Source organism: Streptomyces sp. NPDC001339 (assembly GCF_042895955.1).
In the GTDB taxonomy this organism is placed as follows: Bacteria; Actinomycetota; Actinomycetes; order Streptomycetales; family Streptomycetaceae; genus Streptomyces.
Genome location: NZ_JBIAWT010000016.1, coordinates 18585 through 31548, shown reverse-complemented (window position 1 = coordinate 31548; position 12964 = coordinate 18585). Strand labels below are relative to the sequence as shown.

Below are 12964 nucleotides of genomic sequence, written 5' to 3'. Positions count from 1 at the left end.
CGGGGAGCCACCGCCCGCCTCAGGGCTCACCGCTTGTCGTGCGGCACGTCCATCACCCTGCAGACCACCCGCCACACCTCTTTGGCGCTCCAGCCCGCTTCCAGCGCCCCGTGGACGGTACGTCCGCCGAGATCGGACATCACATGATCGCGTGCGAAGGATTCGGCGTACGCGGCGCCGAAGTGGTCCGCCATCCGCTCCCAGAAGATCGTCAACCGCATGAATCCCGCTCCATAACCACTCTGAGCTCCATACCCACTCTGACCTGCACGTCCACGACCCTTTCGGCCCCTGATGGCCCTCACGGCCCGTACCGGGCATGACGTGCGCGCGTGTCGGACATGACGTGTGTGCAGAAGAGCAGGGTAAGGCCAGGGAGACATACCTGCTCGCGCTAGTGTGCGAGCGTGAGTCTTTACGTCGTCATAGGTTTCGGGCCCGCCGGGGCGGCCACTGCCCGACTGCTGGCCGGACAGGGTCATACGGTCCGCGTCGTCACCAGGACGGGCCGTGGCCCGGAACCCGGCATCGAGCACCTCACGTTGGACGCGACGGACAGCGAGCGGCTGATCGCGGCCGCCCGGGGAGCGGCCGCGATCTTCAACTGTGCCGGGCCGCCCTACCCTCGCTGGGCGAGCGCATGGCCACCGCTGGCCTCGTCGGTCTGCGCGGCGACCGAGGCGACCGGAGCCCTCCTGGTCATGCTGGGCAACCTGTACGGCTACGGTCCGGTGGACGGCCCCATGACCGCGGATCTGCCGCTCGCGGCGAGCGGCCCCAAGGGGCGGGTGCGCGCCGCCGTCTGGGAACAGGCGCGGAGACTGCACGAGCAGGGGCGTATCAAGGCGGTCGAGGTACGGGCCTCGGACTTCTTCGGCCCCGGCGTGACCGACGGCGGGCACCTGGCCGCACGGGCCATGCCACGTCTGCTGCGCGGCAAGCCGGTCGCCACGCTCGGGGACCCGGATGCCCCGCACAGCTGGAGCTACCTCCCCGATGTGGCCAGGGCCCTGGTCGAGGTCGCGGGTGAAGAACGGGCCTGGGGAAGGGCCTGGCACGTCCCGACCGAGCCGGCACTGTCCGCCCGGGACATGGTCGGCCGCCTTGCCGCTCAGGCGGGGACGGGGCCGGTCGCGGTGCGCGGACTGTCGCCGGCCGTGCTGGGCATCACTTCGCTGTTCTCCCCGCTGATCCGCGAACTCAAGGAGATCCGCTACCAGTTCGACCGTCCGTTTGTCGTGGATGCGAGCGCCTACGAGGCCTCATTCGCGGTACGAGCCACCCCCGTCGATGAGCAGATCAAGGCGACGGTGGACTGGTGGCGTGATCGATCGGCCGCCACTGGATAACAGCGGGGACAACGGGGACAACGGGGACAGCCGTGACAGCGGAGCGCCGGACCGGAGGCGTCAGGTCGGCACGCGTCACATCAGGGTGCGTCAGGTCAGGGGTGCGTCAGGTCAGGGGTGCGTCAGATCAGGGTGCGTTCGATCCGGCTGAGCACGGCGCCCTTCCCGGATTCTCCGGCCGGGGACGCACAGGGCCGCCCCCCGGTGCCGCCCATCCGCTGGGCGAGCAGATAGGCGATGACCTCGGCTTCCTGCTCCTGGACGTCGTCATAGGCAGCGCGCAGGAGCATGTCGCGCACGAGGCCGGGATCGAGGTTCGGGAAGAGGAGGCGGGCGCTCGCCTCGTCCAGCCAGCCCGCTCCGCGATGGCAGCAGATGATGTGGCCCAGCTCGTGCAAGATGATGTGCTCCTGATGCGCGCTGGTCGTGTTGGCGTCGTAGAAGATGAGGTCCTCGTCGCGTGCGGCGACCCACATGCCGCACGGGTGCGAAGCGGGCATCTGCATCGGGACCAGCGTGATCGGACGATCGCGGATCTCACCGAGGTGGCGGCAGAGTTCGGCCACATCGGCCACCTTGGGCAGATCGAGTTCCGCGATCCGCCGCGCGCCGGCCTTCCGGAGCCTCTTGAGTTGACTGCGGCGGTCCTGATCGGCGGACCGCCTCCTTCTCTCACCCCTCACTCCGCCGCGCCTCTCACTCGGGGGCCAAGGGGTCGGTGACGGGCGGAAGACCCTGCATCTGCCGGTACTGGTCCATGATGGCCGTGATGGCCTGGAGGTTCTCCGTCTTCATCCCGGCCGCCCGCATCGCCACGGCCCGGACCCCGGCCTGCCGCAGCGCCTCGATGGCGGCGACCTCGCCCAGCACCGACTCGGCGATCTCGTCGTCGAAGAAGTAGGCGACGGACACTCCGAAGAAGCGAGCCAGGGCGGCCAGAAGATCCGGTGAGGGATTGGCGCGCTTACCCGTCCGCAACTGCGACAAGTACACGCCCCCGACCCTGAGTTCAGGGTTGGTCTGCTTCAGCTCCTCCGCCACCTCGGCATTGGTCCAGTGCCTGCCCTTGGGACGGACCGTCTTGAACAGGTTGTCCAGACGCACTGCCAGCACAGGCCTGTCGCCAGTCCCGGACATCGTGAATCTCCCTTCCGTCACCTCCCCGGCATTGCCCTTGGCTAACCGTCAGTTTCACAGATTAGCTGACAGTTGACAATCGGCCGACAGTCCGCCAACGTGGTCCCCGCCGATAGCTGTCAGCTAACTCCGCTCACGGGGGTAGCCGAGTTGACTGCTGGCCATATCGGCCCGGCCCGCCCTCGGGGGATGACGGGCCGGGCCGGGCGGGACTCATCCGCCCGGCCCGACGGGACGCACCCGTCCGGTCTGACGGGGGGGGGACAGACCGGACGGGCGTTCTCTCACCACGTCCGCTTCTTCGTCCACCGCACTCAACCCACGTTCTCGATCCTCTCGAGTCTGCGGTAGGCGGACGCCACCTTGGTGAGCCAGGCGACCTCCGCGGTGAAGTTGTCGGTGTCATGGTCTTCGAAGTCGCCGGCGTCCTTGTTGTCATCCGGGATGGTGCCGGCGCGCTTGGCCCGCAGGGCCTGTTCGATCTGCGCCGCTTCGGCGAACGCCTGCCGGGACTCGTCGCTCGCCCCGGGATCCTCGCCGCCGACGCCATGGGCGGAGCGGTCGATGTAGGGGCGCAGGCCCCGCCATCCGTCCCGTATTTCGATGACCCGCCGGTGGAGGCGGTAGTCGAGGTCGGAGACCGAAGCCCCGGGCGGCTCCAGGACGATGTCCGGGGACGACTCGTACAGGTCCCGCCAGAGCGGGTAGAGGGTCCGGTACGCACGGTAACTGCGCGCCCACTCCAGCAGTTTGGCGGCTGAGGATCCCCAGGAGGAGATGGTCAGGCTGAGCGAGAGGATGACGATGCCCACCGCGCTGAAGACGGAGGCGGCGACCTGCCAGACGCCGATGTCGATCCCGCACGCGGCGGTGAGGATGTTGACCGTCCTGGCCAGGCAGTAGAGGAACAGGACCACCGCGGCGACGGAGAGCATCCGCAGGGCCTGTCGCAACGAGGCCTTGCTCGCCATACGGGCGTAGGGGCCGCACTGCCGGAAGATGGTGACGCACGGAAGCGCCTGGGAGACGATGAAGACCAGGAGGTAGGTGAGGACCAGCGGCCGGCCACTGCCGGTGTTGAAGTCCGAAGCCGGCCGTCCGGGGCCGTCGGCGATGAAGAAGAGCGCTGTCAGAAGCGCGTTGAGGGCGATGCCGGTCATCAGCCAGTAGCGGGTCTTCCGTACCGCCTCCTCGGCGGCGGTCGCCCAGCGCAGCAGGATGATCTGCGCGCTGACGCAGAAGGCGACCGCCGATATGTGCATCACCAGGATGGCGAGGTTGCCGACGCCGAGGAAGCTCGCGTTTCCCATGGCGACGGCGCCCATCGTGAAGGTGAGGCACTGGAGCAGCAGAGTGATCACCAGCGTGCGGTAGGCGTTCTCCCGCCAGCTGCGCCTTACTTGGCACAGCCGGTAGGCGAGCGCGGCGTAGGACGAGAGCGCCGCGATGACGAAGCAGAGGGTTTTGGTGGTGTTCACGGCCTCATTCCCGCCGGTGCCGCGCATGCGGCAGGGGTCTGGTGGATGTTCTCGCGCAAGGGAATCACGAGGCCGCTCCGTCGGCCCGGCCGGCCTGTCGTCAACCGCATGCCCTCGGTGTCCCGCCCTGGGTGGGCAGGGTGCGCGAGGCGGTGCCACCGGGGGATTTCAGCCCTACGGTCAGGCCATGGCCGAAAATGCAAGCCCTTCCGCGTCCCCTCTGGCGCGTGCCGAACGCTTCATCTGGCTGACCGCACGGGTACTGGAACAGCGGCTCTTCGCGTACTACTTCTTCGGCAAGGACACGGACGCGGTCGAGACCGCGCTCGCCGCGTACCGCAATGACGACGGCGGCTACGGCCACGCCCTGGAGCCCGATCTGCGCGGCCCCGTCAGTCAGCCGCTGCACACCGCGCACGCCCTGAGGGTGCTCGATGCGATCGGACGCTGCGGCGGCTGCCGGGCGGAGCGGATCTGCCGCTATCTGACGAAGGTCTCGACCCCGGAGGGGGCGCTGCCGGCGCTGCACCCCTCGTCACGCGGCTGTCCGGTCGCACCGTGGATCCCGGTGTCCGACGATCCGCCGAGCTCCCTGCTGGCCACCGGCCCCGTGGTGGGGCTGCTGCACCGCAACGAGGTGTGGCACGCGTGGCTGTTCCGGGCCACGGACTACTGCTGGTCGGCCGTGGAGTCCCTGACGAGGACCCATCCGTACGAGGTCGAGGCGGCGGTGGCCTTTCTGGAAGGGGTTCCGGACCGGCCCCGGGCCGCCGCGGCGGCCGAGCGGCTGGGCCGGCTCGTACGGGAGCAGGGCCTGGTGCTGCTCGACCCCGGGCGGTCCGCGGACGTCCCGGTGGCGGAGGGCTATGCCCCCGGGGAGCATCACCTGGCGTACGACTTCGCGCCCACACCCGGTTCCCTCGCCAGGAGTTGGTTCACCGACGAGGAGATGGGACGGGCCCTGGACCACCTCGCCGGGCTCCAGGGAGAGGACGGCGGCTGGCCACTCACCTGGCGGGAGTGGGCACCGGGCACCGCGCTGGAAGGCCGCCCGATGGTGACCCTGCGGGCCCTGCTGACCCTGAGGGCGTACGGGCGGCCGCTCCGCTGAGCGCCGGGCGCGGGCCTGCCCATGCGCCGGGCGCGCGGGCCGGGAGCGGGCCGCCGTAGCGGCTCAGCAGCCGGGCGACGACGGTGCTGCGCCGGTGGCGGGCCCACTCCCCGCGCGCCTGCGGCGCGGCGTCCCGGTCCGGTGCTCCGGCCGCGGACACGGTGCCCTCGCCGGCCCTGCCGCCGTCCCCGGCACCGGCCCCGGCTCCGTCCGCCCCGTCCACGGCCCTCCCCACGAGCGTGCCCATGCGTTCGTTCCGCGTCCGCCATGTGGGCTGTGACCTGCGTGTCCGAGGCGTGGACGGGTCGGGGGGCGCCGGGTCGCGGCGGGCGGCGGGCGACGCGGGAGCCGCGTGGTTGCCGGTGTGAGGGCCGCGTTGTCAGTGGTCGGGTGCACGATGGGGGACATGGCCAAGTCAGCGCTCGCATCGTTCTCGCCCGCGACCCGGGGATGGTTCGCCGGGGCGTTCAGCGCGCCCACCGCCGCGCAGGAGGGCGCCTGGCAGGCGATCGGTGCAGGTTCGGACGTCCTGGTGGTCGCGCCGACGGGATCGGGCAAGACCCTCGCGGCATTCCTCGCGTCGCTGGACGCGCTGGCGAGCGCTCCGCCGCCCGCCGAGCCGAAGAAGCGCTGCCGGGTGCTGTATGTGTCGCCGCTGAAGGCTCTGGCTGTTGATGTGGAACGGAATCTGCGCAGTCCGCTGACGGGCATCCGGCAGGAGTCGGTCCGTCTGGGGCTGCCGGAGCCCGACATCAGGGTCGGCATCCGGTCCGGGGACACCTCGCCGGCTGAGCGCCGGTCGATCGCCGGCCGTCCGCCGGACATCCTCATCACGACCCCCGAGTCGCTGTTCCTGATGCTGACGTCCTCGGCCCGGGAGGCGCTGGCCGGCGTCGAGACGGTGATCCTGGACGAGGTCCACGCGGTCGCCGGCACGAAGCGCGGCGCGCATCTGGCGCTCTCCCTGGAGCGGCTGGACGAGCTGCTCGCCCGGCCGGCCCGCCGGATCGGGCTGTCGGCGACGGTGCGCCCGGTGGAGGAGGTGGCCCGCTATCTGTCGCCGGGGCGGCGGGTGGAGATCGTCCAGCCACCGTCCGGTAAGCGCTTCGACCTCTCGGTGGTCGTCCCGGTGGAGGACATGGGAGAGCTGGGCGGTGCTCCGGTCCAGGAGGGGGAGACCGGCGACAAGCCGTCCATCTGGCCGCAGGTGGAGGAGCGGATCGCGGATCTCGTCCAGGCCCATCGCTCCACGATCGTCTTCGCCAACTCCCGTCGCCTGGCGGAGCGGCTGTGCAACCGTCTCAACGAGATCGCCTATGAACGGACGACGGGGACGGCCCTGCCCGAGGATCACTCCCCCGCGGAGCTGATGGCCGAGGCGGGGGCCGCCAGGGGCGCGCCGCCGCTGCTGGCCCGGGCGCATCACGGTTCGGTGTCCAAGGAGCAACGCGCCCAGGTGGAGGAGGATTTGAAGGCGGGCCGACTGCCGGCCGTGGTCGCCACGTCCAGTCTGGAGCTGGGTATCGACATGGGCGCGGTCGATCTGGTCGTCCAGGTGGAGTCGCCGCCGTCGGTCGCGTCCGGGCTGCAGCGGGTCGGCCGGGCCGGGCATCAGGTCGGCGCGGTCTCCAAGGGCATCGTCTTCCCCAAGTACCGCGGCGATCTGGTGCAGGCCGCAGTGGTCACGGAGCGGATGCGCGCGGGCGCCATCGAGGCGTTGCGGGTGCCCGCCAATCCGCTGGACGTGCTCGCCCAGCAGCTGGTCGCCATGTCCGCGATGGACACCTGGGACGTCGAGGAGCTGCTGGCCGTCGTCCGGCGGGCCGCGCCATTCGCCGCGCTGCCGGAGTCGGCGTTCACGGCCGTACTGGACATGCTCGCGGGGCGCTATCCGTCGGACGCCTTCGCCGAGCTGCGGCCTCGCCTGGTGTGGGACCGCGTCGCGCAGACCGTGACGGGCCGTCCCGGTGCGCAGCGGCTGGCCGTGACGTCCGGTGGGACGATCCCCGACCGCGGCCTGTTCGGCGTGTTCCTGGCGGGCGGCGAATCCGGCACAGGAGGCTCCCGGGGTGGCGGGCGGCGGGTGGGAGAGCTCGACGAGGAGATGGTCTACGAGTCCCGCGTCGGTGATGTCTTCACGCTCGGCACGACGTCCTGGCGCATCGAGGACATCACCCGGGACAGGGTGCTGGTCACCCCGGCGCCCGGGGTCCCCGGGCGCCTGCCCTTCTGGAAGGGTGACCAGCTCGGCCGTCCGCTCGAACTGGGGCGTGCGCTGGGCGCGTTCCTCCGGGAGATCGGCTCGATGGCCCCGGAGGAGGCCCGGGCCCGGCTGTCCGCCGCGGGGCTGGACGACTGGGCTGCCGCCAATGTGCTCGGCTATCTCGCCGAGCAGAAGCAGGCCTGCGGGCATGTCCCCGACGACCGCACGATCGTCGTCGAGCGGTTCCGCGACGAGCTCGGCGACTGGCGGGTGGTCATCCACTCCCCCTTCGGCGCGCAGGTCCACGCCCCGTGGGCGCTGGCGCTCGGCGCCCGTCTCACCGAGCGCCATGGCATGGACGCCCAGGTGATGCACGCCGACGACGGCATCGTGCTGCGGCTGCCCGACGCCGACTTGCTGGGCCTCGACTTCCTCGACGGAGACATCGGCTCCGCTCCATCCGCTTCGTCCGCGGGCTCCTCCGCCGGCCCTGACCCGGCCGCCCGCGGCGCCGAGTACGACCCGGAGCAGTCCCCGGTGGGGGCCGCCGATGTCGCCTTCGACCACGGCGAGATCGACCAGCTCGTCACGGACCAGGTGGGCGGGTCCGCGCTGTTCGCCTCCCGGTTCCGCGAGTGCGCCGCCCGCGCCCTGCTGCTGCCGCGGCGCAGCCCCGGCAAACGCACACCGCTGTGGCAGCAGCGCCAGCGCGCCGCCCAACTCCTCCAGGTGGCCAGTGAGTTCGGGTCCTTCCCCATTGTGCTGGAGGCCGTCCGAGAGTGCCTGCAGGACGTCTTCGACGTTCCGGGACTGGCGGAGCTGATGGGCGACATCGAGGCGCGCCGGGTGCGGCTGGTGGAGGTCACCACTCCGGAGCCGTCCCCCTTCGCCCGCTCCCTCCTCTTCGGCTATGTCGCGCAGTTCCTGTACGAGGGGGACTCCCCGCTCGCCGAGCGCCGTGCCGCCGCGCTGTCCCTGGACTCCCGGCTGCTCGCCGAGCTGCTGGGCCAGGCCGAGTTGCGCGAGCTGCTGGACGTCGAGGTGCTCGCCGAGCTGGAACGTGAGCTCCAGTGGCGTACGGAGGACAGGCGGGTCAAGGACGCCGAGGCCGTCGCCGACGTCCTGCGGCTGCTGGGCCCGCTGACCGACGCCGAGCTGGCCGAGCGCGGAGCGGATCCGGCCTGGGTCAGGGAGCTGGCCGCCGCCCGGCGCGCCATCCCGGTGCGGATCGCCGGGGCCGACCACTGGGCCGCGATCGAGGACGCCGGCCGGCTCCGTGACGCGCTGGGTACGGCGCTGCCGGTCGGCGTCCCGGAGTCGTTCACCGAACCGGTCAAGGACCCGCTCGGTGATCTGTTGTCCCGGTATGCCCGTACGCACGGCCCGTTCACCTCCGAGCAGGCCGCCGCCCGCTTCGGCCTCGGTAGGGCCGTCACCGACGGCGCGCTGCACCGCCTCGCCGCCGCCGGCCGGGTCGTCGAGGGCGAGTTCCATCCGGCGGGCATCGGCCAGGAGTGGTGCGACGCCCAGGTGCTGCGCAGGCTGCGGCGGCGGTCGCTGGCCGCGCTGCGCGAGGAGCTGGAGCCGGTGCCGCCCGCCGCGCTCGCCGCGTTCCTCCCCCGGTGGCAGCATGTCGCCGTCCCGCGCCCGGCGGCGATGAACGGTATGCCGGCACCGTCCGGCGGTGCCGCGTACAGCCTGCACGGTATCGACGGCCTGGTCCGGGCGATCGAGCAGCTGCAGGGCGCACCGGTGCCGGCGTCCGCGCTGGAGAAGCTGGTGCTGCCCTCCCGCGTCGGCGGCTACACCCCCGCCCTGCTGGACGAGCTGACCGCCACCGGTGAGGTGGTGTGGGCCGGTGCCGGCGCGCTCCCCGGCAAGGACGGCTGGCTTTCGCTCCATCTCGCCGACTCCGCCCCGCTGCTGCTCCCGCCACCGCTGCCGCTCGAACTGACCGCCCTGCACGAGTCGCTGCTGGCCGCCCTGGCGCCCGGATACGGCCTGTTCTTCCGTCAGCTCGCCGACCAGGTCCGTGCCACCACCCACCCGGACGTCACCGATCCGCAGCTTGCCGACGCCCTGTGGGATCTGGCCTGGTCGGGCCGGCTGACCAACGACACCCTCGCCCCGCTGCGCGCCCTCCTCGGCTCGGGCCGCACGGCAGGCTCGACCGCCCACCGCGCCCGGCGTGCGGTGCCCCGCGGCCGATATGGCTCACCGGCGGTGGCCGCGGGGCGCGGCGGCCGTCCCACCGCCTCCCGCTCGGGCCCGCCGACCGTGGGCGGCCGCTGGTCGCTGCTGCCCACCCCCGAGCCGGACGCCACCCACCGCGCCCATGCGCTGGCCCGTACGCTCCTGGACCGGCACGGGGTCGTCACCCGCGGTGCGGTCGCCGCCGAGGGGGTCCACGGCGGATTCTCCGCCGCGTACCGGGTGCTGTCCGCGTTCGAGGACTCCGGTCAGGCCCGCCGGGGCTATGTCGTCGAAGGGCTGGGCGCCGCCCAGTTCGCCATGGACAGTGCGGTGGACCGGCTGCGCGCGGTCAGCGCCGAGCGGGAGCGTGCCGCCGAAGGCGACCTGCCGGAGGCCGGTGCGGCGCCGTCCCGGCGCGGCGGTCCGGAGCGCGCCGTCGTCCTGGCCGCCGCCGACCCGGCCAACGCCTACGGCGCCGCCCTGCCCTGGCCCGATCCCCCCGGGAACGCCACCCACAAGCCCGGCCGCAAGGCGGGTGCGCTGGTCGTCCTGGTCGACGGCGAGCTGACGGTCTATGTGGAGCGCGGCGGCAAGACGCTGCTCATATGGCCGCTCGGCCAGGATCCGGCCCGGGCTGCGGCCGACCCGCGCCTCCGGCTCGCGGTCGAGGCGCTCACCGACGCCGCCCGCGCCGGCGCGCTGGGCACCCTCACCACCGAGCGCATCAACGGTGCCGCGGCCCTGACCTCCCCGTTCGCGGCCATGCTGGAGTCCGCGGGCTTCCACCCGACCCCGCGGGGTCTGCGACTCCGAGGATGAGGCCCCGGACCCGTGGCCCCGGATGTCCCGCTCCCCGCCTCCCTCCCCCGTTGTCTCCGCGTTCCCGCCCGGCATGATGGAGCCATGCCCGAAGGTGACACCGTCTGGCGCCTGGCACAGCGGCTCCACGATGCGCTGGCCGGTCGTCCGCTGACCCGCTGTGACCTGCGCGTTCCCCGGCTGGCGACAGTGGATCTCACCGGCCGGGAGGTATCCGAGGTGGTCCCCCGCGGCAAGCATCTGCTCACCCGTTTCGAGGGCGGGCTCACCCTCCACTCCCATCTGCGGATGGACGGCACCTGGCGGGTCTACGCTGCCGGGGAGCGCTGGCGCGGCGGTCCCGCCCACCAGATCAGGGCGGTCCTCGGCACCGTCGAGCGGACCGCCGTCGGCTACCGCCTCCCCGTTCTCGACCTACTGCGCACCGCCGACGAATCGCAGGTCACCGGCCACCTCGGTCCCGACCTGCTCGGCCCCGACTGGGATCCGGGGGAGGCTCTGCGACGGCTGCTGGCCGCTCCGGAGCGACCATTGGGTGAGGCCCTCCTCGACCAGCGCAATCTCGCCGGTATCGGCAATGTCTACAAGTCCGAACTGTGCTTCCTGCTGCGCACCTCACCCTGGCTCCCCATCGGAGAGCTCCCCGGCCCGGAACGGGTACCCGCTCTGGCGAAGAAGCTCCTGGAGGCCAACAAGCAGCGCACGGCCCGTACGACCACGCTCTGGGGGCACCGATCACCCCCGTTCGACGGCCGTGCGGGAGCCCGCTCCGACCGGCGGCTCTGGGTCTACGGTCGGGCCGGCCTGCCCTGTCTGCGCTGCGGGACGACGGTCCGTACCACCGGCCAGGAGTCCACCGCGGACGAACGCGTCACCTACTGGTGCCCAGCCTGCCAGCCCGACGGACCCGACCGCCGCGACACCCCGCCACCCGCCCGCTGACGCCTCGCCGCGCCCCTCGTCGGCCTCGGGTCACTCCCCTCCCGTACGGCGTCGCCGCGCCCTGGTCAGCACCGCCCGTACCTCCCGGGCCGCCGCGCGCCGCCAGGTGCCCTCGCCGCTGCCCGTCCACGGCACGCAGTGCACCGGCAGCAGGCTCAGCCCCCAGCCGCCCAGCACCACGGTCCCCTCGATCACCCCCGCCGACTGCGGCCACACCGCCAGCCGGAGCGCGGCCCACCACCACAGCCCCCCGATGACGGCCGCGGATATCCGGCGCCCCGGCGCGATACGCGGGCGCGGCCCGGCCTGCTCACGCTCCGGGAGCCGGCCGCTCCGACCGCGGGCCGCGGGTCCGCACCACGCCATGATTGCCTCCTCCGGCCGACGCTAAGCGGAACCCGCGGCCGGCAGGGAGGGCGCACCGGCGTACCCCAGGCGCGCAAGCGGCATCGTGAGCCCCACTCAGTGGTGCGCCTCGGCCTGGAACATCCAGTGGTGCTTCTCCAGGTCGGCGGTGAGTCCGATGAGGATGTCCTGGCTGACCGGGTCCGGCTCCGCGGTGGCGATGATCCGCTCGCGCATCCGGGCGATGATCGCGCCCAGCGCACTCACCATGGCCCGGACCACCTCACCGTCCTTGATCCAGCCGTCCTGCACCTCGCTGATACCGCTGGTCTCGGCGACCGTGGAGGCCCGCCCGTCGGGCGTCACCCCGATCGCGGACGCCCGCTCGGCCACCGTGTCGGCGTGCTGGCGCGCGGTGGCCACCACGTCGTCGAGCTGGAGGTGGACGGAGCGGAAGCGCGGGCCGACGACGTTCCAGTGCACCTGCTTCGCGACGAGCGACAGGTCGACGAGGTCGACCAGGGCTCCTTGCAGGGCGTACCCGACGGCACGGCGGTCTTCGTCGGACAGCGTGCTCTTGACGACAGACATCCAGATACTCCTGTTCGGGCGATTCGGTTGTTCCGCGGCAGCGGTAGCGGCAGCGGCAGCGGCAGCGGTTCGACCGGGCATGCGACCAGGTGAGGGGCCGGGATCATCTACGCGCCATGCCCGCATTTATCCGCATTCGCCATCGTATAAATGAATTCCCGGACCGGGCGGCTCGGACGGGCCACCCGGGGAGGCCTGGCCACCCCGGCCCTCCCGGGGCAGCGGCGCACTCCCGGACAGCACGGAACCCCGGCGGGCTGCTGCCCACCGGGGTTCTCTCCGCCCGGAAGTCTCACCTCGCCGGGAAGCTCCGGGCACAGGCTCCAGGGCTACGGACAGGGGGTGTCAGGCCGCGACGACATCCACGACGTCGGCCGGCGGCTTGATCGTCACACGCTCCTCGGGCACACCGGCCAGGGACGTGACGGACACCGCGTTGAACTTGGGCCGCACCGGTGCGGGCACCGTGTCGCTCGCGGCCGCGGACGCGGCCAGCTCGGCGAGCGCCAGCTCGTCGCTGACCTCGCGCATCAGCTCGGACATGCGCACATCCAGCGCGTCACAGATCGCCGAGAGAAGCTCGGAGGACGCCTCCTTCTGGCCCCTCTCGACCTCGGACAAATAGCCGAGCGATACCCGGGCGGAGGAAGAGACCTCGCGCAGGGTTCGGCCTTGGCGCTGACGCTGTCGGCGCAGCACGTCACCCAGCAGGCGACGAAGCAGAATCATCGCTGGCTCCCTCCTCGGACCTCGGATCCGGATCCTTCTCGCCCCACCGTACCGCCTCGGGCCGTGG

The 12964-nt window shown here is 72.2% G+C and carries 11 protein-coding genes; 4 read left to right on the top strand and 7 right to left on the bottom strand.

What is annotated here, in order from left to right; genetic code table 11:
- Positions 1–26: 26 nt before the first annotated feature.
- Complete coding sequence (locus tag ACFY12_RS32460) at positions 27–221, bottom strand: DUF3046 domain-containing protein (protein ID WP_390719546.1); 195 nt, start codon at positions 219–221, stop codon at positions 27–29.
- 186 nt (positions 222–407) lie between these two features.
- Between ACFY12_RS32460 and ACFY12_RS32455 the strand changes: the two genes are divergently transcribed.
- Entirely contained in the window at positions 408–1349 is a 942-nt protein-coding gene (locus tag ACFY12_RS32455) for an NAD-dependent epimerase/dehydratase family protein (protein WP_390719545.1), read from the top strand.
- A gap of 122 nt (positions 1350–1471) precedes the next feature.
- Here the strand turns inward: ACFY12_RS32455 and ACFY12_RS32450 are convergent, their stop codons facing one another.
- The 3 genes from ACFY12_RS32450 to ACFY12_RS32440 all read right to left on the bottom strand — a co-directional run bounded on the left by ACFY12_RS32450 (position 1472) and on the right by ACFY12_RS32440 (position 3964).
- Positions 1472–2032 (bottom strand): toxin, encoded by a 561-nt coding sequence (locus tag ACFY12_RS32450; protein WP_390719544.1) that lies wholly within the window; start codon positions 2030–2032, stop codon positions 1472–1474.
- Positions 2033–2045: 13 nt separating this feature from the next.
- A complete protein-coding gene (locus ACFY12_RS32445; RefSeq protein WP_390719543.1) occupies positions 2046–2486 on the bottom strand; it encodes a helix-turn-helix domain-containing protein in 441 nt (146 codons plus the stop codon).
- A gap of 314 nt (positions 2487–2800) precedes the next feature.
- Positions 2801–3964 (bottom strand): MAB_1171c family putative transporter, encoded by a 1164-nt coding sequence (locus tag ACFY12_RS32440; RefSeq protein ID WP_390719542.1) that lies wholly within the window; start codon positions 3962–3964, stop codon positions 2801–2803.
- Between the two features lie 187 nt (positions 3965–4151).
- Here ACFY12_RS32440 and ACFY12_RS32435 point away from each other — a divergent pair, with 187 nt between their 5' ends.
- The 3 genes from ACFY12_RS32435 to ACFY12_RS32425 all read left to right on the top strand — a co-directional run bounded on the left by ACFY12_RS32435 (position 4152) and on the right by ACFY12_RS32425 (position 11232).
- A complete protein-coding gene (locus ACFY12_RS32435; protein ID WP_390719541.1) occupies positions 4152–5075 on the top strand; it encodes a hypothetical protein in 924 nt (307 codons plus the stop codon).
- Positions 5076–5481: 406 nt separating this feature from the next.
- The gene (locus ACFY12_RS32430; RefSeq protein ID WP_390719540.1) at positions 5482–10290 is read left to right on the top strand and encodes a DEAD/DEAH box helicase; all 4809 of its coding nucleotides are present in this window, start codon (positions 5482–5484) and stop codon (positions 10288–10290) included.
- Positions 10291–10374: 84 nt separating this feature from the next.
- Positions 10375–11232: an Fpg/Nei family DNA glycosylase gene (locus ACFY12_RS32425; RefSeq protein WP_390719539.1), complete on the top strand. Its 858-nt coding sequence runs from the start codon at positions 10375–10377 to the stop codon at positions 11230–11232.
- Between the two features lie 30 nt (positions 11233–11262).
- On the opposite strand, the gene ACFY12_RS32420 is transcribed toward ACFY12_RS32425, so the two are convergent.
- The 3 genes from ACFY12_RS32420 to ACFY12_RS32410 form a co-directional block, all read right to left on the bottom strand.
- Positions 11263–11598, bottom strand: a complete 336-nt coding sequence (locus ACFY12_RS32420) for a hypothetical protein (RefSeq protein WP_390719538.1) — start codon at positions 11596–11598, stop codon at positions 11263–11265.
- 96 nt (positions 11599–11694) lie between these two features.
- Positions 11695–12168: a Dps family protein gene (locus tag ACFY12_RS32415; protein WP_390719537.1), complete on the bottom strand. Its 474-nt coding sequence runs from the start codon at positions 12166–12168 to the stop codon at positions 11695–11697.
- A gap of 345 nt (positions 12169–12513) precedes the next feature.
- Positions 12514–12897 (bottom strand): helix-turn-helix domain-containing protein, encoded by a 384-nt coding sequence (locus ACFY12_RS32410; RefSeq protein ID WP_390719536.1) that lies wholly within the window; start codon positions 12895–12897, stop codon positions 12514–12516.
- Between the last annotated feature and the right edge of the window lie 67 nt (positions 12898–12964).

Coding starts and splice junctions, on each gene's coding strand:
- ACFY12_RS32460 (WP_390719546.1), bottom strand. CDS start 221: ATGCGGTTGACGATCTTCTGGGAGCGGATGGCGGACCACTTCGGCGCC.
- ACFY12_RS32445 (WP_390719543.1), bottom strand. CDS start 2,486: ATGTCCGGGACTGGCGACAGGCCTGTGCTGGCAGTGCGTCTGGACAAC.
- ACFY12_RS32435 (WP_390719541.1), top strand. CDS start 4,152: ATGGCCGAAAATGCAAGCCCTTCCGCGTCCCCTCTGGCGCGTGCCGAA.
- ACFY12_RS32430 (WP_390719540.1), top strand. CDS start 5,482: ATGGCCAAGTCAGCGCTCGCATCGTTCTCGCCCGCGACCCGGGGATGG.
- ACFY12_RS32425 (WP_390719539.1), top strand. CDS start 10,375: ATGCCCGAAGGTGACACCGTCTGGCGCCTGGCACAGCGGCTCCACGAT.
- ACFY12_RS32420 (WP_390719538.1), bottom strand. CDS start 11,598: ATGGCGTGGTGCGGACCCGCGGCCCGCGGTCGGAGCGGCCGGCTCCCG.
- ACFY12_RS32415 (WP_390719537.1), bottom strand. CDS start 12,168: ATGTCTGTCGTCAAGAGCACGCTGTCCGACGAAGACCGCCGTGCCGTC.
- ACFY12_RS32410 (WP_390719536.1), bottom strand. CDS start 12,897: ATGATTCTGCTTCGTCGCCTGCTGGGTGACGTGCTGCGCCGACAGCGT.